The following is a 23,836-nucleotide window of genomic DNA, read 5'->3' on the forward strand; positions in this document are numbered from 1 at the left end:
ATATGTTCCAATTTTTAGTAAATCACTTTGGTTTATTTATTTTTGTCTTAGGTTTATCTATATTTTTTCTTAAGTTTTATTAATTCTTCTTTAAAGAATATTCTATTATCATATCTATGAATTCAGAGTAGTTTATTCCTTTTTCTCCTGCACTTTGTGGAAAAAGGCTAGTTGCTGTCATACCTGGTAATGTATTAACTTCTAATACATATGGTACTCCTTCTTCAGTAATAATCATATCAATTCTAGAATAAACAGAACACTTTAATGCTTTATAAGTTTCTAAAGCCATTTTTTTAACTTCTTCATAAATCTTTGGTTCTAGATCTATAGCATAATGTTCTGCTCCATTTGCAGAGTACTTTTGTTCATAATCATAAAAATCTGTCTTCGCTTTTATTGCAAGTACTGGGAACAACTCATTATCAAATACTGGGCAAGTTATTTCATCACCTTTTATAAACTCCTCAATCATAACTTCTTTATCCCACTTTAATCCTTCTATAACAGCTGCTTCAACATCTTCTTTATTAGTTATTTTAAATGTTGCAACACTTGATCCACCGTTTGTAGGCTTAATAAATACTGGATATCCCATTTTTTCTATTGCATCATAATCTATTTCATCAACTGAAGATACATTTATCCATCTTGCAGTTCTAATTCCTTTAGCCTTTAATATAGTTTTAGTTAAATCCTTATCCATACATAAAGAACTACTTAAAGTATTGCAACCTGAATAAGGGATTCCTAAAGTTTCTAATACAGCCTGAACTGTTCCATCTTCACCAAACTTTCCATGTAAAGCAAGCAAAGCAAAATCTAAGCCCTTAACTTTTTCTAATACATCTTCTTTCTTATCTATAACAACAGGAACTACTTCATATTTCTTCTTATTGATATGTTGAATCATAGAATTACCACTACTTAATGATACTTCTCTTTCTGAAGATATTCCTCCCATTAAAACTCCAATTTTCATATATACCGTCCCTCCAACATCAAAAATTTACTATAAAGTTTTTCATTTTAGTTATTTTTTATTTCTTCTTAATTTCCTTTTTCTTAACTTCTTTATAATACTTACAATACTGAGTTAAGTTACATATTTCACATTTAGGATTTCTAGCTATACAACATCTTCTCCCATGGAAAATTAATAAATGATGTGTTAAACTCCATTCTTTTTTGGGAAGTTCTTTTTGTAATTGCATTTCAACTTCTAAAACATTATCTGAATTAGCCATAGCTAGCCTATTTGATACTCTAAAAACATGCGTATCTACTGCAATAGATGGAACACCAAATGCATTTGATAAAACTACATTTGCAGTTTTTCTCCCTGCTCCAGCTAATGAAGTTATTTCTTCCATTGTTTTCGGAACTTCTCCATTAAACTTTTCTTTAAGTTGATTACACATCATAATTAAATTTTTAGCTTTACTTCTGTATAATCCTATTTGCTTAATTCTCTCTTCAAGTTCTTCTACTGAAAGGGTTAAAAAAGCATCTAGATCTGGATAATCTCTAAATAAAGTTTCAGTAACTTCATTTACCTTCTTATCTGTTGTTTGTGCAGAAAGTATAGTAGCTACTAAAAGCTGAAATGGAGATTCATGATTTAGCTCACATTTAGCATCCGGATAATCCTCTTTTAAAATATCTAAAATAGCTTTAGTTCTTTTTTTCATTAAATCACCTACTTATATACTCCTTTATATTTTTCAGGAAGTAAGTTTGCAATTGACTTCATTATGTATTCCATACATCTTTCATCATATTCATGTTTACCTTCTTCTTTTTCCTTACTTGGTAATGATATAGGCTTTCCAAATTTAATATTTACATCTGAATAATTAAATTTTTCTCCCCCCATATCTCCATTATCATTTATAGGAAGAAGAATTTCTGTACCAGTCATACCAATTGGAACTATTGTTGCCTTAGTAAGTCTTGCAATTAATAATATACCTTTCTTACCTTCTATCATAGCTCCTGTCCTACTTCTAGTTCCTTCTGGAAAAATCATAAGATTCTCTCCACCTCTAACTAATTTAACTATATTGGTTATTGCTTCTTTATCAGCTGAATTAGGTTTAATTCCTATATTCTTAACCATCATAGTACCAAATCTAGTTACTGGATCATTTGATAATTTTATTCCAGCTACAAAGGTTGGATCATATTTTTCCTTAAGTATCTTATCTAAAATTAGGCCATCTGCATTGCTTAAATGGTTGCATATAAAAATTATAGGTCCTTTAGCATTTTCTATATTTTCAAATCCTTCTATTTTAATATTAGCATATTTTTTAAAATACTTATTTACAATAAATTTTGTTATCTTTACTACTACTGACTCTGGTAACGCATTTATTACCTTTACTAATGTTGGTGATAACATTATTTTCCCTCACTTCCTAGCTTTATATTTAATATTATATTTTATTACTATTTAAAAGTCTATCAACATAATCTTTTAAATATGGAGAATCTGTTTTAACTATACTAATATCTCCCTTATCATTATTAATTTTAATTAAAGCATTTCTTTTTAGAACATTCTTTCCTCTCCATCCGCAAGAAGTTTTGAAAAAACTATCTTTGAATTCTTTTGTACTAGCATTTATTAATTGAATACTATTCTCTTTATTCATAAAATCATGAGGATAAAATTCCTCTATTTTAGAAAATTCAATTTTTTCATTGTATGGGCAGCTATTTTGACAACTATCACATCCAAAAACTCTTCCTTTTAGTAATTTCATATGCTTATCATCTAAATCTTTTTTTTGAGTTAAATAAGAAACGCAAATATTACTATTTTTCTTATATGGATTAATTGCTTTACTTGGGCAAGCTTTATAACAAAGTTCACAATTTCCACATTCCTTGAAGTTTTGAATTTCTTTATAATTTCTTTCATTAGTTTCTATTTCTAAATCTGTTATAATCTCTCCTAAAAATACATAAGACCCATACTTCTTAGTAATTATTAAGTTATTCTTTCCTATAAATCCTATACCTGCTAAATACGCTATATGTCTTTCGGGTAAAAAATTACTATCCACAAAAGCTAGAGCCTTCCCTCCAATACCTTCTATAAATTCACATACTTTACTTAAATAAGATTTAACTACTCTATGATAATCAGTTCCTCTAGTATAAACTGAAAAACCATTATCAAAATAATTAACATCATGCAGATAAGGGAAAGCTATCGAAATAATAGTCTTTCCCTCTTCCATATAATTAAAAGGATTTATTCTTTTTAATACATCCTTTTCTTCAAACTCATTTTCAAGGCCTTTTTCTTTTCTTTCATAAAAGAAGTCTTTAAGCTCTGTAAATTCCCTACACTTTATAAATCCTAAAGTATCTAAACCTAAAGAATTACAAAATCTTATAATTTCATCTTTTTTCATAATAAACCTCTAAATCATCATGTTATTATATATGGTTTTTCTATTTCCGTCTTCATCTACTACTTCAATTATATCATTTACGTTTTTAATTATATTTCTTCCTGCACAACCAACCACAGTCGCCTTTTCGGGAACATCCTTTAAAACAACAGTATTAGCACCTACCCTGCTACCACTCTTTAAAACTATAGGTCCAAGAACTTTTGCTCCTGCTCCAATTATAACATTATCTTCAATAGTTGGATGTCTCTTTCCCTTTTCCTTTCCAGTTCCCCCAAGTGTAACTCCATGATAAATTGTTACATTATCACCAATTTCACTAGTTTCTCCAATGACTACTCCCATTCCATGATCTATAAATAATCCTCTCCCTATTTTTGCTCCTGGATGAATTTCGATTCCTGTAATAAATCTAGCAATTTGTGATATTAATCTAGCAGAAAAAAATCTTTTATGACTGTATAAAAAATGTGCAATCCTATAAGCTATTAATGCATGAATACAAGGATATAATAAAAACACTTCAATCTTACTTCTCGCAGCTGGATCGTTCTCTAATATATTATTTATATCGTATTTTAATTTATTAAACACAGTTGATCCTCCCTTAAGTGAAATTCAAAATCTTTGATTTTGTAAATTGAACTTACTCCTATGAACAAATATGAATAGTGAGTTTCCTTATTACAATTACTTATTGCTATTAATCGTATATACCCATGGAAATATATTTTTCTCCCCCATCTGGTGCTATCACCAAGACTTTCTTGCCTTTTCCTAATGTTTTAGCGATTTCTAAAGCTACGTATATAGCTGCTCCTGATGATATGCCAAGCAATATCCCTTCTTTTTCAGCAACTAATTTAGTCATCTTAAATGCCTCTTCATCTGAAACATTAACTACTTCATCTATAATTCCAGGATTATAAATTTCCGGTATAAATCCCGACCCTAAACCTTGAATCTTATGAGCCCCAGCTCTTCCACCACTTAATACTGGTGATTTAGTTGGCTCTACTGAAACTATCTTTATATTTTTAATTTTCTCCTTTAATTTACTTCCTACTCCCGTTACAGTTCCACCAGTTCCTACTCCTGCAATAAATACGTCTAAATCTTTTAAATCATTATATATTTCCTCTGCTGTAGTATCATAATGCTTTTTGCTGTTTGCTAAATTTTCAAATTGTTGAGGCATGAAATAATTATCTTTTTTTGAAAGCTCCTTGGCTTTTTCAATAGCTCCATTCATCCCCTCTGCTCCATCTGTCAGTATAAGTTCAGCTCCATAAGCCTTAATTAAATCTCTTCTTTCTTTACTCATAGTATCTGGCATAACTATAATAACCTTATACCCCTTAAGTCTTCCTATCATAGCTAATGCAATTCCTGTATTACCACTGGTAGGTTCTACTATAATAGAATCTTTCTTTAATAAACCCTCTTCTTCAGCTTTTTCAATCATACCTAAAGCAGCTCTATCTTTAACACTTCCACCTAAATTATATTTTTCTAATTTAACATAAACTTCTGCACTATTTTTATTAACTAAATTATTTAGTTTTAGAATTGGAGTGTTTCCTATTAAATCTAATGCACTACTGTAAATCATATAATCCTCCCAATATTGATAAAAAAAACTTCGTCTCTAAGCTTTATAGAGACGAAAATATTTATTGTCAATATTTCACTTATTATCTTATTTTTTTCTTCCATATTGGATATAGAACTTCATCTATTATATCATGAGCATTTACAGCACCTATTAACTTATCTTCTTCATCTACAACTGGTATATTTAATAAATCATATTTAGCTGTTAACTCTATGGCTTCTTCTACGTCCATATCATTTCTTAAAACTTCAATTTCTTCTTTCATTATATCCTTAACCTTAACTTCAGGCTTATTTAATATTAAATCAGCTAGAGTAATGGATCCAAGAATTCTTTCTTCCTCATCAGTTATATAAATTCTATACAATTCCTCTTCCTCTAACTCTTCCATTTCTCTTAATATATCTATAATTTCTCCAACAGTTATGTCTAAATTAAAGGAAATAAAGTCTGTACTCATTATACTACCTACAGCTTCATCTTCATATTCAAGTATTTCTTTAACTTCATCAGCATCTTCTTTTTCTAAATTAACAAGGATTTTTTCTCTTTCCTCATCATCAAGTTCATCTAACACGTCTGCAATTTCGTCATTAGACATTATTTCTAAAAGTTCTGCTGCTTTTGTTTCGCTTAAATCCTTAATTATGCTACCCTTATATTCTGGATCAATTTCTTCTAAAGTATCCGCTGCTAAATCTTCATCTAAGGATTCAAATATTTGCTTTCTTGAACTTGCATCTAAATTTTCTAATATATCAGCTAAGTCTGCTGGGTGCAGTGTAGATAACTTCTTATATGGAACTGAAATTTGTAAATTGTTATTTACCATTTCTAATGATTCAACGTCATCCCACATTAAAACTCTATCTTCATAATCTTTTCTTAAAACTTTATATATAAAGCTTCCAAGTTTTGCACAGTTAAGTCTTCTAAATCTAGCATAAGGTCCAGTTTCAACAGCTATAACTCTATATTCACCAGCAATTTCTGCAATTCTTAAATCATCAACCCTTACTACTTGCTTTCCATTAATATCTACTATTTTTTTATCTAGTAAATTTTCTGATAATAGATAGGAATATGTCCTTGGTAGTATTTCCTTACTTCCTCTTGTAACTATTTTAATCTTATTACCATCTTGTTGATAAAAGTTGATAGTTCTAAATTCATAGTGAAAAGTAGATCCATCTCTTCTAACCTTATACCCAATCACCCTAGGATAACCATCTTCAGTAGTTACATAAATATCCTTAAGTTCTCCGATACTTTCATCAAACTCATCATAAATCTTCTTTCCTAGGATATTGGTATATAGAAATACTGATAGCTTCTTCATATCTTTTCCTCCTCACTTTTTAGAGGAGAAATTTAAGAATGCTAATTTATAATGAAGTTTATCTCCTCTAAAAATCTAATATTCAATTTTATTAAACTGCTACTCTGAGGGACACCCTCCATTTAAATTCACCCCTTATTTATTTAGAATAAATTATTTTTTAATATATTATACATTCTTTCCAATACTATATTATATTAATTTTAACTAAAAAGGCAACTTATAAATTAACAAATAAGAATTAAAAACAAAAAAAAATTAAAAATGGCTGCCTAAATGACAGCCAAATTAAAAACAATAACTTTATATTCTAACTTTTAAATTCTACAGTTTATTTTTATAATTAATTTCTATCCTTAATTTTTAACACCTAAAACTTTAAGCCCACCTTTTATACATTTTATATTAAGTGGGAAATCAGGTCCTTTTTCACCATCGATATCTGTTACTATATCCTCTTGTGATTCAATATATATGTTATTAGTTTTAAAATATATTATATTTTCTGAATCTAGATGTTCTCCTTTTAATACCTTAACAAATAAAGGTATTAATTCAATAATAGGTATTGCTTTAAATATAATAACATCAAGTAATCCATCTGTTGCATTTGCTCTAGTTGCTAACTTAAAGTTACCTGCTGTTTGTCCATTGAATACTAACATAAAGTACATATTCCCTTCATACTGCATCTCTTCTGAATTAATTTTTATTGCAAGTTTCCTAAAGTTAGGTAATTCCTCAAGACCTTTTAAATAATATGCAAGTTTTCCAATAGTATTTTTTAAATTAACATCTGTTTTTTGAGAAACATCAGTAAATAATCCAGTACTTGCTACATTCACAAAATATTTATCATTAATACTTCCTAAGTCTACTGACGTAACTTCCGAAGATAAAATTTGTTTGCAAGCCTTACTTATATCAGATGGCATACCTAAAAATTTTCCGAAATCATTAGCAGTTCCAACAGGTAATATTCCAATTGGAACCGATATTCCACACTTAGCCATAGCATTAACTACATTATCTATAGTTCCATCCCCACCTGCAATTAAAACATAATAGTAATTGTTATCCTTAAAATCATTAAATGCATTAATTACATCTACATTTTTGTCTATTCTATATGGGACAATAGTGTATCCTGATTCTTGGTGTATTTTTATAACCTTATCAAGTTGATCTAGTATTAAATTTTCACCTGAGTATGGGTTATAAATAAATTTAACCTTTTTCAAACTACCACTCCTTGGTTTTTAATAATAAAAATATAATAATTCCATAAAATAAAATATACTATATAGTATATTTCATTTTACATATAAATCAAATTAAATATTAGTCCAAATTCTTAATTTTATCTTAATTTATTTTAAATTTTCTAAATAATTAATTTAATATTTAAATACCTTATATTTATTGAGAAACTGTGGTATAATATTGCAATGATAATAGGGGAAGGCAACTAAATTCCTTCTAACCTTTATAGCAGGAGTGATTATATGAAAAAAAGTTTTATCCCAAATGTTTTTACATTTATCAATTTATCATGTGGAATAATATCTATTTTATACACTTTTAACCAAAATTATTTATTTGCTTGCTTTTTTATATTAATAGCAGCACTTGTTGATAGATATGACGGAAGAGTTGCAAGATGGCTAAATGTTTCTAGTGAACTTGGAAAAGAATTAGATTCCCTCGCCGACCTAGTTTCATTTGGAGTTGCTCCATCTATCCTTACATTTTTAATGTATGAATTAAATGAAGTAGGCCCAGCAGGAATAATTGGAATTATAGTTTTACTAGCATTCCCAATTTGTGGAGCTTATAGATTAGCAAGATACAATACCTCAACTTTTGATGGAGTATTTACAGGAGTGCCTATAACTATAGCTGGAAGCTTTATTGCTATATTTATATTTTTTACAATAAACAATCCAGTATCACCATGGATTCCAATTGCACTATTAATAATTGGAGCATATCTTATGGTGAGTACATTTAAATTAAAAAAAGTATAAAGAGCTGTCCTTTGGGCAGCTCTTTATTCATCTTCTTCATCTTCTTCATCATCTTCATCTCTACCTGAAGAATTTTTAAAATCTAAATCTTTATTTATTTCAGTTAAGATATTATCTTTAATAGCTTTATCATCAATAAAATTTTTCTTCATCTTACAATACTTAACATAAGAAGTATTACAATCATCTAGTGTCTTTATTATCTCATCAATTATCTCCCCTAAATTATCTGCCCTTTTTACTGCTTCCTTTACATCACTTTTTCTAGCCTCTGATATATTATTGAGCTCATATGCTCCTCCAATTAATAATCTATAAGAATTAACTAATGAGTTTAAAAGACTTGTTAAGTTATTTACATCGTTGTATTGATCCTTTATTAGATGCCTGTAGGTCAATTAATCACCTGCTTACTTAACTATTTAGACATTTCCTGTACAAATTCATTGTCAATAGTGTTATAGATATTATCACTTTCCATAAAAGCTTTTTCTATATTATTATAACTTTTACAAGAACTTTCTCTATTAACTAGATTACAATTAATATTTCTTATTTCTTCCTTTAATATATTTCTTGCATCATTTACTATTTCATCTATAGTCATTTCAATAGTATCATAATCTAAGTTCTCACAATTAAGCTCTGCTAAATTCCTATTATACAAATCTTCAAGTCTACCAATATAATGATCTATAAAACCTTCTATATCAGCTGTATATAAAGGTCTTCTCACATTTGAAATTTCCTTAATATAATCATCATAAAGTTTTCTAAAACCTCTTGCATAGTAATTTATTAATTTTATAATTTCATCTTCACCTTTTCCTAAACAATTAGCATTTTTAAGCTCATTTATAAATTTCATAAAACCTTTTATATAATCTATTAATTGTTCTTCAATCTCTTTATCTTTTATGTTTTCTATATAATTAGTTGTAAATTCCCCATCTTGTCTTATATCATTTATAAAATCAATATCAGCAAGCTTTTGCCTATTACTAATATTGGAAGTTATACTTCTTACTGCAGTATCATATTCCATTGTGTCACTTTGAAAGTTATAACTAAAATCTTCACTAAATAATACTGGAACAAAAAACTCTTTTGGTATTGAAATAAACATAAGCACCCTCCTTAAACATTAGAAACCTTACAATAAGGCTTAAAGTATGCTCTTGGATACTTACATAATGGACAAACTAAAGGTGCTTCTTCTCCCTCATGGATATAACCACAATTCATACATACCCATAAAGATCCTGCAGGACCTCTAAACATAGTTCCATCTTCGATTTTATCGTAAAGCTCCTTAAATCTCTTTGAATGAGCTTCTTCAACTTCAGCTAACTCCTTGTAAAAATCAGCTATATCATTAAATCCTTCTGCTCTTGCTTCTTCTTCAAATTTTTTATATACATTTTCATATTCGTTAGTTTCCCCTAAAACACTATCTAGTAAATTATTTTTAGTACATCCTATTAAATTTAAAAAAGTTCCATAAACTTCCCTTGCGTGAGCTAATTCATTATGTGCAGTTTCATCAAAGATTTCTGCAACCCATTGATATCCATCAAGCCTTGCTTTTTCAGCATATAAATTATATCTAGTTCTTGCCCTTGCTTCACCAGCAAAGGTTCTATAAAGATTTTGTTCTGTTTTACTTCCATTAAGATCCATTTTATTCTCCTAAAAATTTATACACTTATACATTATGCAAGGCTTAACTTAATTGTGTCCTTAAAAACTTTACGTATGCTAATTCACAAAAATATTCCTATCCTCATTGCAAACAAGTTCTACAGACTTTCCATCTTTATTTTTTGATAATAATATAACTTTATGTCCCCAAAGATCTTGTACATATTTTAAAGTTTCTTTTGCATATGAAAGCTCTAGTTCTCTTCCATCAAAACAATGTTCTAAAGTTAAACTTAAATCTCTTCTATTTAGATTAGTTACCCTTATATATGGAATAGAAGCAACTCCACAAGTATCTGCTAAATTATTTCTTATTTCTTTCCATCCATCATCATCAGGAACTTCCTTAACTACATAATCAAAACTCTTCTTAGCATATTGGAATAAATTAAGTTCTTCACAAAGTTCTCTAGTCAAATATCTTCTTAAGAAAGAGCTATCCCTTTCTGTTTTTCTAACTTCAAATATCTTTTCTCTTCCATATTTTTCATCAATATCTTGAAATACTTTAAACCCTATATAATAAGGGTTCATCCCTCCTAAAATTGGTGCAACTACATCATTATGTCTCTTTAAAAATTCAAAATGTAGCCCATCATCTAATTCAAGAGATTTTAATATATTATAATGCCAAAAGCTAGCCCATCCTTCATTCATAATTTTAGTTTCAATTTGAGGAATGAAATACTCAGTTTCTCTTCTAACTATTTTTAATATATTTTTTCCCCATTCTTCTAAAGAACTATATTTTATAATAAATCCTAAAACGTCATCACAAGGTTCTAAAGGTATCTTTGATACATCCGGGAAATCAATTTCCTCATCTGCATCTAATAACCCCTTATTTTCCTTTTTATAATTATAATCTGAAATTAAACTTTCTTTTAGTTCATTATCAGACAATTCCTTTACTCCAACTACTCTAGGTATTTGATATCTAATAGCATGAGCAGCATCTAATATCTTTTCTACCTTTTCATAGCCTATATTAGGATCATTAATATATCCTCTTATAATTTCAGCATCTAATTTGAACATTTCTATAACATTCTTAGCTTTAGTTCCTTCTACAAAAAGTCTATTATTTGCAAAAAAGTCATTGTGTCCATATACATGAGCCATTGTTAATACTTGTAATAATAATGTGTTTTCTCTCATTAAATAAGCCAAACATGGTTCAGAGTTTATTACCATTTCATAAGGTAATCCTGTCATATTTAATGAATATAGTGTTTTATTTTTATCGTAGGCTTTACCATAACTCCAGTGAGGATATTTAGAAGGCATACCAACGTATGCCTCATATCCTAACATTTCATTAAAGCCTATAATTTCAAATTCTTGTGGATAAAATTTAAGCCCAAATTCTATTGCCTTTTTTTCTATTATTTCATTCCACTCTTCTAAAGTGCTAACATTGTATTCCATAGCTATTCCTCCTTTAGCTCTTTAGATAACATTATCTTCAAGGCTCCCCATAAATCTTTTTTTTCTTTAACCATTACAGAAGTAAAGTTTTTATGATCAATTTCCTTATTAAACCTATAATACATAGTAGTTGAATAAGTAGAAGGTAATAATTCTGCATATCCAAACATATTACTTATGCTACACAGTTCTTTAACAGATTTCATAGCTTTTTCATTATCTTCGCTCCAATTATCTCCATCACTTGCATAAACAGGGTAAATATTCCACATCTCTGGTGGATATTTTTCTCTGATTAAATTTAAAGCTGTATTTATTCCACTAGAAATGTAGGTACCTCCTGATTCTGCCTTATGGAAAAATTCAAATTCGTTAACTACCTTTGCAACAGTTGTATGAGATACAAACTCAAAAGCAATATTATTATATTTTCTTCTAATAAATCTAGATAAAACGAAAAATAAGGATCTAGCTAAATATTTTTTAGTGCTATCCATGGAACCCGAAACATCCATAATAAATATCATTACGGCGTTACTTTCTTTTTTAGGTTTTTTCTTAACTCTATAATATCTAAGATCTTCTTCTTTAAATGGAAATCTTGTGATTTCATTATCTATTCCAGCTTCTCTTAAAGCTCTTTTCTTTCCTTGTTTCCTAGCCATCTTAGCTATTACAGTTTTCTTTTTCGCAAGCCTTGGATTTATTCCATATCTTTGATAACCTCGTTTTCTACCTGCACTTTCTGTTATTATTTCTGAATACTTCTTTTTATCTAAGTTTGGCAGTTCTAGATCTTCAACTATATAATCCATAAGCTCTTCTAATGTTATTTCAGTTTCATATACATCATCTCCAGCATTATTTCCAGCACCTTTATTTCCTGCTTTGCCAGAGCCTGAACTGCTACCGTCACCAAGTTTATCCCCTCTTTTTTCTGACCCAGTTCCAGTAGCAACCCCCTTATTATTTCTGCCAAATACAAATTGATATTCTTTTATTCCTTTAATAGGAATTTTAAACTTCTTATTTTTACTTTCACCAATTATACTTTCTTCAGAAAGGATGTCTCCCAAGTTTTCCTTTATAGATTTTTCAACTAATTGTCTATGTCTTCTTCTATCTTCTATAGATCTATCATGCTCTAATGGATTATCTGCATTATCTCTAAAGATTGCCATTATATCAATCCTTCCATAGGTTGTTTGCTGCATATTTAAGCGTTACATCACAGCAATGTAGGCAGTATCCATTCCTTTGCATTTCCTCAACCATAGAACTATATTTTTCTGCTTGTTCAGAATCCCTTACTCTAGACTTAGTTATTATTCTTGAAAGATCCTTAACAGATGCCATAAGTTTCTTTTCTATTGCTTCTTTTAATGGCTCATAAGAAGTATAATTAATCTTGCTTCCATTTCTAACTAAGTAGAACATATAAGAAGTAACATCTGCCCTAAAGCCCTTAGAAGAATTTTCTGAAACCCCAATTTGTTCTTCGATACTTCTCATAAATTCTTCATCTGGATTTAATTCTTCACCAGTAGATGTATCCTTTATCTTACTCTTATTTACATAAGCTTCTGCATTATCTATATAATTATCAAATAAGCTTTCTGCTTGTTCTCTAAATGAATGTATAAATGCCTTAGTAATTTCCTTTTCTAAGATCTTATTGTATTCCTTTCTTATTGTATCTTGAATAAATCCTAAATACTTTTTCTTATCTTCTGCTGCTATATCTAATTCTTTAACAGATTTAACTATGCTTTCCATTATACTTAAAGGATTAATACAATTATATTCAGAGCTAGATAAAGCATTATCTATAGCCTTAATTATAAATCTTGTACTGATTCCCTTCATTCCTTCATAGGCACCTGCTTCTTCCCTAAGCTCACTAATATCAATCCTCTTGGTACCACCTTTCTCAACTATGTCTTCCCCATTATAAATCTTTAGCTTAGTTATAGGATCCACCTTTGCTGAAGGTGCTAATCTTGAAAGAATTGCAAACATAGCTGCTACTTCTATTGTATGTGGAGCAATATGAGCGTTGAAGTTACTCTTCTTCAAAATCTTTTTATAAATTTTAACTTCTTCATCAAGCTCTAAGCAGTACGGAACTTCAATTTTAACAATTCTATCTAATATAGCTTCATTAGTATGATCTGATTTAAACTTATTCCACTCAGCTTCATTAGAGTGAGCAATTATAAGGCCATCAAAGTAAATCATAGAACCCTTTCCTGGTGAAGGAATAGATTTTTCTTGAGTTGCTGTAATTATTGTATGAAGATATTCAACATCATTTTTAAATACTTCAATAAACTCAACTAATCCTCTATTACCAACATTAAAAGCACCATTTAACGAAAAAATTCTTGGATCATCTTCTGAATACATATCCATTTTAGAAATATCTACTGCACCTGTTAAAATAGAAGTATCTTGATTATTTGGATCTACAGGTGGTACTACACCAATTCCTTTTCTTGATCTAATAGAAAAATCTTTTTTTTCGACTTGGAAATTTTCATATTCTCCATCATAATCATTTATTAATTTATACTTACATACTGGACATAAGTCACCTTCTATTCTTGTTCCTAATAACTTTTCAAATTCTGGCCTTAAATGATTTGGAATTAAATGTAAAGGTTCTTCATGCATAGGACATCCCTTTATTGAATATATAGGTTCACATTCTACTAAAGCTTTTTTTAATGCTTCAACTAAAGAAGATTTACCTGCTCCCACTGGCCCAACTAAATATAATACTTGTCTAGCTTCCTCTCCATTCATAGATGCTGAATGGAGGTAATTAACTAACTTCATAATTATCTTATCAATACCAAAGAAATCATCCTTAAAGAATCCATATTTTCTTATAGAATCATTGCCGTATATCTTCTTAATCTTCGGATTCTCATCACCCTTTAGTACTTCAACACCCTTACTAACTATCATGTCATAGATTCTTCTATGTGAAAGCTTAGCTATATCTGGGTTAGCTTTAACTATTTCTAAATAATCTAGAAATGTTCCTTCAAATTTTTCCTTGTTTCTGCTATCTCTATCACTTTTAATAAATTCCTTGAAATTCAAATGACTCCCCTCCTTTTTATAAAATATATTCATGTTCCTTGTTTATATATGACAAATATTTTTATACTAAATAACTCACTTTGATTTTTTATTAGTATGCTAAAATCAGAAAAAAAGTGAATATAACACATACATATTTTTTATAAATCTGGATATACTAAATTTTATTAGAGTGTTTACTATACTATAAATTATATATATTGATAATTTAATAACTATCAAACCTGATAATTTAATAACTATTACTATTTAGTAACTATTATTGATAAATTGATTATAATATAGTATAATTGTTTTAAAGAAATAAACATAAAAGGGGTGTTATACATGGACGGATTAGCATGCATGCTTAGCAAAAAGTGTAGAAGAGAGAAATCAGAGGAAATAGTAAAAAATATGAATGAAGAACAAAATGCATATGACACAATTTATGAGAAAAAAGAAAAGAAAAATTAAGCTATAAATTTAAACTTAAATAGATATTAATTAAATAATCCGTAAAAAAGTAGAAGCTTATGCTCCTACTTTTTTTGGCTTATATTATTCTATTGTATATGGATCTATTGAATTATCTATAAACTCTACGCTACTACTATAAAAAGCATTTCCAACTACAGTACTTTTATTAATACTATACTTAAAATATTGAACATACTTCAAAAAAGCAGCAGTCTGTTTTATTTTAAAACCAACTACTGCCTAATTTGAAATTACAAAACCTATCTAAGATTACTTAAAGATATTTTTATAATCCACTATATCTCTTTAGATTTCTTTCTATCTATTAATATTATACTTCCCATAGATAATATTAACAAAATACATAGTCCTAAAGTCCCTGCCTTATCTCCAGTTTCAGGTAACCCTGAAGATTCATCTTTATTCTCTTCAACTTCACCATCAATCTTATCTTGATTTCCTTCATCACTTCCACCATTAAATTCCTCTTCTTTATCCTCAAGATCCTCAATTGATTTTTCAAGCTTTTCTATTAATTTATTTAACTCATCACTTGTTGTGATTCCTTTTTTAACTTTTACTTTTACTTCATCTAATACTTCTTGGAATTTCTCCTTGCTTTTTTCTGTTTTATTTGTTAAATCTATATTTTCTGCTTCCTCTATTAAATCTAACAATGGTTTGATATCTAATTTTTCTTCAAGCTGTTCCATCGCCTTTTGAAGTTTATCTATTAATTTATTTAACTCATCACTTGCCGTGATTCCTTTTTCAACTTCTACTTTTACTTCATCTAATACTTCTTGGAATTTTTCCTTGCTTTTTTCTGTTTTATTTGTTAAATCTATATTTTCCGCTTCCTCTATTAAATCTAACAATGGTTTGATATCTAATTCAGGCTCTTTTGAATTCTCTACTATAAAAGTCTTAAATTCCATCATACGTTTATTTTCATGAATTATTCTTAAAATAATTTCATCACCATTATCAACTGATACATCTAATCCTTGTGCTAATTCCTCTATTCCATTACTATTTCGTTTTATTATAGTTACTTCTGAATTTATATCATTGGCTTCTAAATTAACGGAAATTTTATTAGTCTTATTCTCTAAATTTATTTTATCACTTGAAATATCTATACTCTCTCCATTAACATCAATATTTTTAAATCCTTCTACAATGTCAGCATAACGGATTATATGGACACTATGAATTTTTTTTGTAACCCCATCAGCTGCAATAGCTTCAAATGCAACACTAATCAATCCATTATAAACAGGAATAGTTACCTTTGCACTATCTCCATCTTGAACTACATCGTAATCTATTCCATGGTCATAATTTTTTACTAAAATTTTCTCTGTCCCTTCAGATAGTTTAATATTAAATGTCATAGTATTATCTTTTTTATCTGTATTAATAAATGAATTTTCATTTGATAAATCCATATCACCATATCCTACCGCTTCAATGGATTCAATACCTGTTGTATTACTATTTATTTTTTCTAATTTAACAGTCCCAAACTCTCCATTAACTACATCCTTATTAGCAATATCTATTACTGATTTACTGTTATTATAGTAATTTATTAATTCCAACTTTGTTAAATTCCCTGGAATAGTCAATATATCACCATCAACTATCTTTTTACCATTTAAATAAAAACCACTTTTAGCCTCTACTTCATAATTAAATTTAGTACTAATAATATTTGAATATTTACCACTTGGTAATTGTGATAAAGCAAACACTTTATATTCTCCATTTTCATTAGCCTTAAAAGTATTCCCATTTACAACATATGTGTTATTTCCTGGTTCACTAACTATTAATATACTACTACCTCCATGTGTTGAATCAAAGTTAATAGTAATATTATCATTACTGTCAACTGAGTGCTCTAAATTAGAAATTTCAAAATTAGATTCATCATTTGTCATTATTGATAGTGGTTTATTTAATAAAATCTCATCAACAGTACCTTCTCCTAATTTAATATCTGTAATTGTAATATTTTTATTAGTCTGTCCCGATCCCCAACCTGCAACTGCAAGTGTAACCTCTTTTCCAAAGCTTGATATATCAACACTTTTAACCTTATTCTTATTTTCATTTACTATAGAATATAAATTAACAACACTACCTTGCTTTTCTATTGCAAAAGTTGCTTTTGTAATAGAATTTTCACTAGTATTTCCTGTCGAATATTCACTTCCTGTAGAATCTATCTCGTGAACAGTTCCAAATCCATCAGCATGAGCCCGCTTACCTATAGATAAGTAATTATTACGATCAACAGTTCCATTATCATTTTTCTTCATAATTAAGAAATATGCAGAATCCCAATTATTTGCCATACGCGTTGGTAATCCATCAATTGTTACTGTTCCTGTGAAATTGCTTGTGTCAATATTCCCTAAATCAATAGTTACTAAGTTATTTAATGTATTATCTTCTCCCCACAAATCATTTCCAGGCTTGCGAGTTATTGTAATACTATCATCTGAAACTATTGAATTGCTGTCTTTATCTTCAATATTTATTATATCATTTAAAACCTTTTGATCATCCTTACCATTTACTATAACAAAAACTGTTTTTTCAATGCCCTTATATTCTGCTGTAATTCTTGCTAATCCTGTTTTCAAGCCATAAAAAGTATCTTCTTCTAACTTTACAGTCTCATTATCATGAATTGTATATTTTATTTCATTTGGATTAATATCTCCTTTAGCTTTAAAGCTTGTCCCAACATCTCCATTAATGGCTATTACATCAGATTCAAACTCAAATTCGCTTGCTAATGAATTTTCCTGATCTAAAACTGTTATTTGCTGTTTATTAGATTCAATAATAGTGTCATTCCAAATATAGTACGCAAAAACCTCTGCTATACCTTTCTTATTTGCAGTAATCTTTCCACTACCATCAACACTTACTATTTCAGGATTAGTTGATGCATATTGTATATTACTAACGGTTTCTGACGGTTCAGTTTTTTCTCTATTAGTTAGTATCTTTAAATCGTCTTTAAGCTCTAAATTTTCAACATCCATTCCTTCAAGTAATACATTCTTTCTTAATCCATCATCATAATAATTATTTTCCACTATAATATTTTTACTATTTTTGAACTCTAGTGCATTAGCTACTGTTCCTGAGTTTGATTCTGGTCCTCCTGGTAAGGACTCTAGCCCAGTTACAACATTTCCATCATAAGTTAAATTTATATTACTTTTATTACCTACATACAGTTTATCCGAGCCTTCTATTTTTAAATCCACACTAGGATCTAATCTATATATCTCATTATTTCTAAATGTTAGATTTTCAACACTTTCAGCACGTAATGCTCCATCACTTTCTAAATAAAACTTATTTCCCTCAATTGTAATATTTTTGTGGATTGGATTTGATTGATCTGGGAACTCTCCCCCCTTTGTTACTGGATGAAAATATATTGCTGGTGCATACTTCCACCAAGTTCTTCCTAAACTACGTATTTTAAATGTGTTATTCCTTATTTCTAAATCACGAATTGGACCTGATTCATACCACTCATCAGAATCATTTGAAAAAAATAGTGTTGCCATTGAAGGTGATTCAAAATAATTATCCTCAATAACTATTTTTTTACGTGATGTTGCCAGTATCATACGAGTAAATACATTTTTAAATTCGTTATTTTTTATATAAATTTCCGGAGTATATGTTACATTTTCAGCTACAAACTTTGGTTCATTTCCAATTTTCTCAGTTAAATAATCTGGTACTTCTTCTTCAAACTCCACAATCATCTCTTTAAGATTATCTTTTGATGGTCCCTCTACACTTTTTACTGTATATTCCTTTTCGTCATCCATTGAAGATAGTTCATCACGACTATAAAATATAACTTTGTCTCCTGGATAATATTGTTGAAATCCTCCTTGCTGATTATGAACATATTTTAATCTTAATTTGTTACCATCTAGTTTTTCTTCTACCCTAGTAAATGTTCCATGAATATTTATAGGATCATCATGAGTATTATTGAAAAAAGAATTTTTAATTTCTATTTTCCCCTTTGCTCCTGAAACGTGAATTCCATCAGCATAGCTTGATGTATTACGTCCTGTTTCAATGTCAGTTTCCATACGTATACCATCAAAGGAAACGTTTTCTGCCATTTGAACTAAAAACCCAAATCCATGCATATATGATATCTTTATATCTACTACATTAATATCTTTACTTTCCCATATAAAGGCCCCAGCCGTTGGACGTACAGCGTTTGATACAAGTTGAAAGTTCATTCCCTTCACAATCTCAAATGCTGGACTTGAATTATATTTAATTCTAACTCTTGAATCATCTAATTTCTCTATTGACTGAGCATTTGTAAATGGATTAGAATTTGAATAATATGATCTTCCCATTAATTCTGTTGGATACTTTATTGATATCCCATAATTATTGTGAGCATTACGTTCTGTCCAATAATATTCTCCATCTGACTTTTGTTCAGACTTCCATATAATATCAGCTCCTTGAATTTCATAATTTAAATATTCTGGAATAAAATAATCAATAGTATTATTATCATTGTCATAATCTATTACAGTCATTTCTGAAGTCGTAGGCACTTGATAATCTATATCTATATCTTTTATTGTTATATTCTCTGATTGTATAATAGCTAGAGCCATCATATCTCCATTAATAATAAATTCTGAGCCATTTCCATCAATAGTCAAATTTTTTTGATCTTCAATTAAAATACCAATTGATTTATTTGGAAATTGTACACTATCTGTATTCGATGTATGAACTTCCCTAATTGGAGCATTCTCTTTATTTATTTGATAAATTCCCTTATCAAATATTAATGTAACATGCTCTCCATTCTTTCCTAACTCTTTTAAATTTTCAAACATGTTAACTAAAGCTTTGGCATTATCTTTTTCTCCTGTTGAATCGAGCCCATAGTCACTTGCATTAACTATAATTCCTTCATCACTTTTTTCAACCGCTTTTACTGATGAAACACTTATATTAGAAATTAACACAGTGATCATAATAAAATAAATTATTGACTTTTTAAATATCCTTCTCATTTTTCCTCCCACTATCATATGATTTTTACATTAAATTAAAAAACTATTTTTTCTTCCCCCCTCTTAAATAAACATATATTAAAATAAGCACTATTTTATTGTAGCAAATCCAATAAAAGCAATATATATAAAATACTACTTAAAATATATAAAAAACTATGCTGTTATAAAATTATATATCCAACTAATAAATATAAGTAAAATACATTACTCAAACTAAAAATACACATAATTCCCTAATCTAATAATATTAATAAAAAAATAAAAAGAGTGATTTTATACCACTCTCCTTAAACACTCAGCACAAATATAATATTTGGGGAACTAGTTTTAACATCTAATACTTTTTACTATATATTATTCTATTGTATATGGATCTATTGAATTATCTATAAATTTTACGCTACTTCTAGAAAAAACATTATAAAATACAGTTTTAGAACCAAATCTATACTTAAAATATTGAGCATTATATGAAATAGTCATTCTATTAGTATCAAAAACTTCTTTATCAAAACTTAATCCTTTAGGAATTTCAAATACATATTCCCTTTCTTCTTTTGAAGCTGAAAACGCGCTATATTCATCCATTCCCTCTTTATAATTATTATAATACTCTCTTAATCCACTGTCATATCCTTTAAATACAGGGTTAGCATCTCCTAAATATACAGAAGATCTATCAGAAAATTGTAAACTTATATTATTAAAGCTAGCATAATACTCACTATTATTTTTTATACTTACTTTTATTTTATAAAAATAATCATCCTCTTCAAATCCTACATATTTTATTACGGGTTCTCCCTGGTCATAATTCACTGCATCTTCATATAAAACTTTATCACCTAATATAAATTTAAATCCTAATATAAAAACAAAACTTAAAATAAAAATACTTAAACTCACTAATATAAACTTTTTATTCATCTTCTAGCCTCCTACCCTAAATCTCTTTTTTCACATATTTTTATAGCTATATAATTTGAAACTAAGAATAGTATTATTGCTATTATGAATAATAAAATAATATATATAGTACTTGCTACACCACTATAATCATAATTGTTAAATTTAAATATATTATAAGTTAAAGCTCCTATTTTCCTAGATAAACTAATTAAGGCTGTCTCTTTTCCATTTTCAATAAAATTATTAAGAGTATTAGCATTGCTTCTAAAACTTAAGTATCCAATAAAAATAGTAATAAATGGTGCTATTATTCTTCCTACTTTATACCTGTATCTAAAAATAATAGGTAATATTATTGAAAAACTAAATAATATAGTTGTACTACTTACAATAACATCATGAAGTACCATAACTCTTGCCGAATTTAAAATATTTATTCCAAATAAGATGTACATTAGTATATTAGATAAAAATAATATTAAAAGTACTAATATATACTTTGAATAAACTACATCTTCTCTTTTATTTGGAAGGCTTAATATATAGCTTTCAGCGTTATTTAAACTATCATAATAGAAACTATTCATAACTACTATATAAGTAATAATTATAGGAAGAATAGTTGGAAAAATATATGAGAATATACTTAGTAAGAATAATCCAACTATAAAGGTTAATATAACTGCTTTTAATGATTTAATTTTAAGTGATACTAATAAATCCTTTTTTATTAATTTAAGCATTACTTTTCCCCCTTTATATAGTGATACATTATATCTTCTAAGGTTGGAGTACTTATATTTTCTGAAGCAAAGTCTTTTCTATTTATAAATAGACCTTCTTCATAATACTTATTTTTCTTAATAGATATAAAATTTAAATTACTATTTTCTAACTCTTCTTTTGACCCTCTAAAAAGTCTAAATCTCTCTCTTATCCATTCCATATCTTCTGTAAAAACTAATTTTCCCTTATTAATAAATGTTATATAATCTGCAATTCCATCTAAATCTGAAGTTATATGAGTTGAAATAATAATACTCTTACTTCCATCTTCAATTACTTCTTGTAAAAGCTTTAAAATCTCTTTCCTAACTATTGGATCTAAACCTGCTGTTGGCTCATCTAAAATTATTAGTTTTGCATCATGAGATAAGGCACCAGCTAGCATAACTTTGATAGCTTCCCCCTTGGATAAATTTCCAATATAACTTTTATTTTTAATTCCAAAGCTTTCAATATATGAATCAAACAACTTTTCATCAAATTTAGAATAGGAATTTTTTAATATTCTTTTATAATCTTTAATATTTAAGTGCTCATAAAAATTAAAATTATCAAAAACAAAACCAATATTGTCTTTAACATAAACCTCTTCTTTAAAGATATCCTTATTAAAAATCTTAATTTCACCTTCATCAGATTTTATTAATCCAAGAAGAAGTTTTATTAATGTTGTTTTTCCTGAACCATTTGGTCCAATTAATCCCATAATATATCCTTCTTTTAATTCAAAAGATATATTTTCAAGCTTAAAATTTCCCCTACTTTTACTGATATTCTCCAATCTAATCATACTAATCCCCTTCATACAATAAATCTATCATACTCTTAATATCATTTTTACTTATCTTTATAGACCTAGCTATATTCAAAATATCTTCTAGTTTTTCTTCTATTTCCTTTAGTTTTTCTTCATATACTAATTCCTTATTAAAATAAGATACATAGCAGCCCTTTCCTCCTACTGTTTCTATAAAGCCTTGATTTTCAAGTTCCTCATAAGCTCTTTTAGTAGTTATTACACTAATATTTAAATCCTTTGCTAAGGATCTAATAGAAGGTAATTTTTCATTTGGTTCTAAACTTCCACTTATAATGGCTTCCTTAATTGAATTAACTATTTGCTCATATATTGGAAGTTTTGAGGAATTACTAATTAATATCTTCATTGTCTCACCTCTTAAACTGTATTATCCGTAAATACCGTATATGTATACTATATACAGTATAGTTATAAATGTCAATATATTCTAACGTTTTTTCTATTATATAGATATATTTAAATAAATAAAGTGAAAAATATCCTATTGCTTATTTACTATAAAAACTATAGTTGATTTACAACAAAATTTCTCCACTTATAATTTAATATATAAATTCTCTTTTATTTCTTTTCCATTCTTATATTTTTCTCTACCATCCCCATTGCTTTATAAAATTCTAATGCACTTTTATTAAAACTCCATACACCAAGTTCTAAAGTATCTACACCTTTACTTTTTACTAATTTATAAATATATTCAAATAAATTTTTACCTAAGCCCTGTCTTCTAAAATCTTCTCTAATGCAAATTTCATCTATATAAGCAAAATATTTATCCTTTAATAAATCTACATTTTTTAAATCTACGTACCTTACAATTGCATAGCCAACTATTTTTTCATCTAATGTAATAACCAATATTTCTATCTCCCTATCCTTTAGTAGTTCATTAAAGTAAGTTCTATAAATAGTTTTCCTAGCTTCCTTATATATATCCGGTCTATTCTTTACATGATATAAATGCAATTCTTTTGAAATACTACTTATATTCCTATAATCACTTAATTTAGCAAGCCTGATATTTACCCCATAAAATCCCCCCATTGATATATCAATATAAAATGCTTAATTAACAATTATTGTATGTAACATTATTAATTTTTTTACCTATAAT

22 protein-coding genes are annotated in these 23,836 nt (G+C 28.0%); 2 read left to right on the forward strand and 20 right to left on the reverse strand.

All coding sequences use genetic code 11. The features are described 5' to 3' along the window. Positions 1–79: 79 nt before the first annotated feature. The 8 genes from ACQPUY_RS14760 to ACQPUY_RS14795 form a co-directional block, all read right to left on the reverse strand. On the reverse strand, positions 80–982 hold the full coding sequence (locus ACQPUY_RS14760) for a D-alanine--D-alanine ligase (protein WP_430842292.1): 903 nt from the start codon (positions 980–982) through the stop codon (positions 80–82). Between the two features lie 58 nt (positions 983–1,040). Next, positions 1,041–1,691: an endonuclease III gene (gene nth / locus ACQPUY_RS14765; RefSeq protein WP_430842294.1), complete on the reverse strand. Its 651-nt coding sequence runs from the start codon at positions 1,689–1,691 to the stop codon at positions 1,041–1,043. An 8-nt stretch (positions 1,692–1,699) separates the two neighbouring features. After that, complete coding sequence (locus tag ACQPUY_RS14770; RefSeq protein ID WP_430842296.1) at positions 1,700–2,404, reverse strand: lysophospholipid acyltransferase family protein; 705 nt, start codon at positions 2,402–2,404, stop codon at positions 1,700–1,702. Between the two features lie 34 nt (positions 2,405–2,438). After that, a complete protein-coding gene (gene queG / locus ACQPUY_RS14775) occupies positions 2,439–3,425 on the reverse strand; it encodes a tRNA epoxyqueuosine(34) reductase QueG (protein ID WP_430842298.1) in 987 nt (328 codons plus the stop codon). 9 nt (positions 3,426–3,434) lie between these two features. Then, positions 3,435–4,019, reverse strand: coding sequence for a serine O-acetyltransferase EpsC (gene epsC / locus ACQPUY_RS14780; RefSeq protein WP_430842300.1), 585 nt, complete (start codon positions 4,017–4,019; stop codon positions 3,435–3,437). 109 nt (positions 4,020–4,128) lie between these two features. Then, positions 4,129–5,037, reverse strand: coding sequence for a cysteine synthase A (gene cysK / locus ACQPUY_RS14785; RefSeq protein ID WP_430842302.1), 909 nt, complete (start codon positions 5,035–5,037; stop codon positions 4,129–4,131). A gap of 82 nt (positions 5,038–5,119) precedes the next feature. Beyond that, positions 5,120–6,379 carry a magnesium transporter MgtE N-terminal domain-containing protein gene (locus ACQPUY_RS14790; RefSeq protein ID WP_430842304.1) on the reverse strand — a complete coding sequence of 420 codons (1,260 nt, stop codon included), beginning with the start codon at positions 6,377–6,379 and terminating at the stop codon, positions 5,120–5,122. A gap of 356 nt (positions 6,380–6,735) precedes the next feature. Then, positions 6,736–7,620 carry a YegS/Rv2252/BmrU family lipid kinase gene (locus ACQPUY_RS14795; protein ID WP_430842306.1) on the reverse strand — a complete coding sequence of 295 codons (885 nt, stop codon included), beginning with the start codon at positions 7,618–7,620 and terminating at the stop codon, positions 6,736–6,738. 264 nt (positions 7,621–7,884) lie between these two features. On the opposite strand from ACQPUY_RS14795, the gene pssA reads away from it, so the two are divergent. Beyond that, positions 7,885–8,406: a CDP-diacylglycerol--serine O-phosphatidyltransferase gene (gene pssA, locus ACQPUY_RS14800; protein ID WP_430842308.1), complete on the forward strand. Its 522-nt coding sequence runs from the start codon at positions 7,885–7,887 to the stop codon at positions 8,404–8,406. A gap of 23 nt (positions 8,407–8,429) precedes the next feature. Here the strand turns inward: pssA and ACQPUY_RS14805 are convergent, their stop codons facing one another. From ACQPUY_RS14805 to ACQPUY_RS14830, 6 genes are all read right to left on the reverse strand, one after another. Next, entirely contained in the window at positions 8,430–8,804 is a 375-nt protein-coding gene (locus ACQPUY_RS14805) for a hypothetical protein (protein WP_430842310.1), read from the reverse strand. Positions 8,805–8,824: 20 nt separating this feature from the next. Further along, positions 8,825–9,532, reverse strand: a complete 708-nt coding sequence (locus ACQPUY_RS14810; RefSeq protein WP_430842312.1) for a hypothetical protein — start codon at positions 9,530–9,532, stop codon at positions 8,825–8,827. A gap of 11 nt (positions 9,533–9,543) precedes the next feature. After that, positions 9,544–10,086, reverse strand: a complete 543-nt coding sequence (locus tag ACQPUY_RS14815; RefSeq protein ID WP_430842314.1) for a rubrerythrin family protein — start codon at positions 10,084–10,086, stop codon at positions 9,544–9,546. Positions 10,087–10,164: 78 nt separating this feature from the next. Further along, positions 10,165–11,535, reverse strand: a complete 1,371-nt coding sequence (locus ACQPUY_RS14820) for a SpoVR family protein (RefSeq protein ID WP_430842316.1) — start codon at positions 11,533–11,535, stop codon at positions 10,165–10,167. 2 nt (positions 11,536–11,537) lie between these two features. Then, the gene (yhbH, locus tag ACQPUY_RS14825) at positions 11,538–12,716 is read right to left on the reverse strand and encodes a sporulation protein YhbH (RefSeq protein WP_430842318.1); all 1,179 of its coding nucleotides are present in this window, start codon (positions 12,714–12,716) and stop codon (positions 11,538–11,540) included. Positions 12,717–12,720: 4 nt separating this feature from the next. Further along, positions 12,721–14,643 (reverse strand): PrkA family serine protein kinase, encoded by a 1,923-nt coding sequence (locus ACQPUY_RS14830; RefSeq protein WP_430842320.1) that lies wholly within the window; start codon positions 14,641–14,643, stop codon positions 12,721–12,723. Between the two features lie 327 nt (positions 14,644–14,970). Between ACQPUY_RS14830 and ACQPUY_RS14835 the strand changes: the two genes are divergently transcribed. Beyond that, positions 14,971–15,099 (forward strand): hypothetical protein, encoded by a 129-nt coding sequence (locus ACQPUY_RS14835; RefSeq protein WP_430842322.1) that lies wholly within the window; start codon positions 14,971–14,973, stop codon positions 15,097–15,099. Between the two features lie 299 nt (positions 15,100–15,398). Here the strand turns inward: ACQPUY_RS14835 and ACQPUY_RS14840 are convergent, their stop codons facing one another. The 6 genes from ACQPUY_RS14840 to ACQPUY_RS14865 form a co-directional block, all read right to left on the reverse strand. Next, positions 15,399–20,204, reverse strand: a complete 4,806-nt coding sequence (locus tag ACQPUY_RS14840; protein WP_430842324.1) for an alpha-1,3-galactosidase-related protein — start codon at positions 20,202–20,204, stop codon at positions 15,399–15,401. A gap of 357 nt (positions 20,205–20,561) precedes the next feature. Beyond that, a complete protein-coding gene (locus tag ACQPUY_RS14845; RefSeq protein WP_430842326.1) occupies positions 20,562–21,134 on the reverse strand; it encodes a hypothetical protein in 573 nt (190 codons plus the stop codon). Between the two features lie 11 nt (positions 21,135–21,145). After that, complete coding sequence (locus ACQPUY_RS14850; protein ID WP_430842328.1) at positions 21,146–21,859, reverse strand: ABC-2 transporter permease; 714 nt, start codon at positions 21,857–21,859, stop codon at positions 21,146–21,148. Beyond that, entirely contained in the window at positions 21,859–22,692 is an 834-nt protein-coding gene (locus tag ACQPUY_RS14855; RefSeq protein WP_430842330.1) for an ABC transporter ATP-binding protein, read from the reverse strand. The genes ACQPUY_RS14850 and ACQPUY_RS14855 overlap by 1 nt, the downstream gene beginning before the upstream one ends. A gap of 1 nt (position 22,693) precedes the next feature. Next, complete coding sequence (locus tag ACQPUY_RS14860) at positions 22,694–23,068, reverse strand: GntR family transcriptional regulator (protein ID WP_430842332.1); 375 nt, start codon at positions 23,066–23,068, stop codon at positions 22,694–22,696. Positions 23,069–23,283: 215 nt separating this feature from the next. Continuing rightward, positions 23,284–23,766, reverse strand: a complete 483-nt coding sequence (locus ACQPUY_RS14865) for a GNAT family N-acetyltransferase (protein WP_430842334.1) — start codon at positions 23,764–23,766, stop codon at positions 23,284–23,286. Positions 23,767–23,836 lie beyond the last annotated feature (70 nt).

It is taken from the genome of Clostridium nigeriense, from assembly GCF_050585245.1.
Classification (GTDB): Bacteria; Bacillota; Clostridia; order Clostridiales; family Clostridiaceae; genus Clostridium; species Clostridium nigeriense_A.

What these genes read in the sequence shown, in the direction of transcription:
- ACQPUY_RS14760 (WP_430842292.1), bottom strand. Translation starts at nt 982, where the DNA reads ATGAAAATTGGAGTTTTAATGGGAGGAATATCTTCAGAAAGAGAAGTA.
- nth (WP_430842294.1), bottom strand. Translation starts at nt 1,691, where the DNA reads ATGAAAAAAAGAACTAAAGCTATTTTAGATATTTTAAAAGAGGATTAT.
- ACQPUY_RS14770 (WP_430842296.1), bottom strand. Translation starts at nt 2,404, where the DNA reads ATGTTATCACCAACATTAGTAAAGGTAATAAATGCGTTACCAGAGTCA.
- queG (WP_430842298.1), bottom strand. Translation starts at nt 3,425, where the DNA reads ATGAAAAAAGATGAAATTATAAGATTTTGTAATTCTTTAGGTTTAGAT.
- cysK (WP_430842302.1), bottom strand. Translation starts at nt 5,037, where the DNA reads ATGATTTACAGTAGTGCATTAGATTTAATAGGAAACACTCCAATTCTA.
- ACQPUY_RS14790 (WP_430842304.1), bottom strand. Translation starts at nt 6,379, where the DNA reads ATGAAGAAGCTATCAGTATTTCTATATACCAATATCCTAGGAAAGAAG.
- pssA (WP_430842308.1), top strand. Translation starts at nt 7,885, where the DNA reads ATGAAAAAAAGTTTTATCCCAAATGTTTTTACATTTATCAATTTATCA.
- ACQPUY_RS14810 (WP_430842312.1), bottom strand. Translation starts at nt 9,532, where the DNA reads ATGTTTATTTCAATACCAAAAGAGTTTTTTGTTCCAGTATTATTTAGT.
- ACQPUY_RS14815 (WP_430842314.1), bottom strand. Translation starts at nt 10,086, where the DNA reads ATGGATCTTAATGGAAGTAAAACAGAACAAAATCTTTATAGAACCTTT.
- ACQPUY_RS14820 (WP_430842316.1), bottom strand. Translation starts at nt 11,535, where the DNA reads ATGGAATACAATGTTAGCACTTTAGAAGAGTGGAATGAAATAATAGAA.
- yhbH (WP_430842318.1), bottom strand. Translation starts at nt 12,716, where the DNA reads ATGGCAATCTTTAGAGATAATGCAGATAATCCATTAGAGCATGATAGA.
- ACQPUY_RS14835 (WP_430842322.1), top strand. Translation starts at nt 14,971, where the DNA reads ATGGACGGATTAGCATGCATGCTTAGCAAAAAGTGTAGAAGAGAGAAA.
- ACQPUY_RS14840 (WP_430842324.1), bottom strand. Translation starts at nt 20,204, where the DNA reads ATGAGAAGGATATTTAAAAAGTCAATAATTTATTTTATTATGATCACT.
- ACQPUY_RS14845 (WP_430842326.1), bottom strand. Translation starts at nt 21,134, where the DNA reads ATGAATAAAAAGTTTATATTAGTGAGTTTAAGTATTTTTATTTTAAGT.
- ACQPUY_RS14850 (WP_430842328.1), bottom strand. Translation starts at nt 21,859, where the DNA reads ATGCTTAAATTAATAAAAAAGGATTTATTAGTATCACTTAAAATTAAA.
- ACQPUY_RS14855 (WP_430842330.1), bottom strand. Translation starts at nt 22,692, where the DNA reads ATGATTAGATTGGAGAATATCAGTAAAAGTAGGGGAAATTTTAAGCTT.
- ACQPUY_RS14860 (WP_430842332.1), bottom strand. Translation starts at nt 23,068, where the DNA reads ATGAAGATATTAATTAGTAATTCCTCAAAACTTCCAATATATGAGCAA.
- ACQPUY_RS14865 (WP_430842334.1), bottom strand. Translation starts at nt 23,766, where the DNA reads ATGGGGGGATTTTATGGGGTAAATATCAGGCTTGCTAAATTAAGTGAT.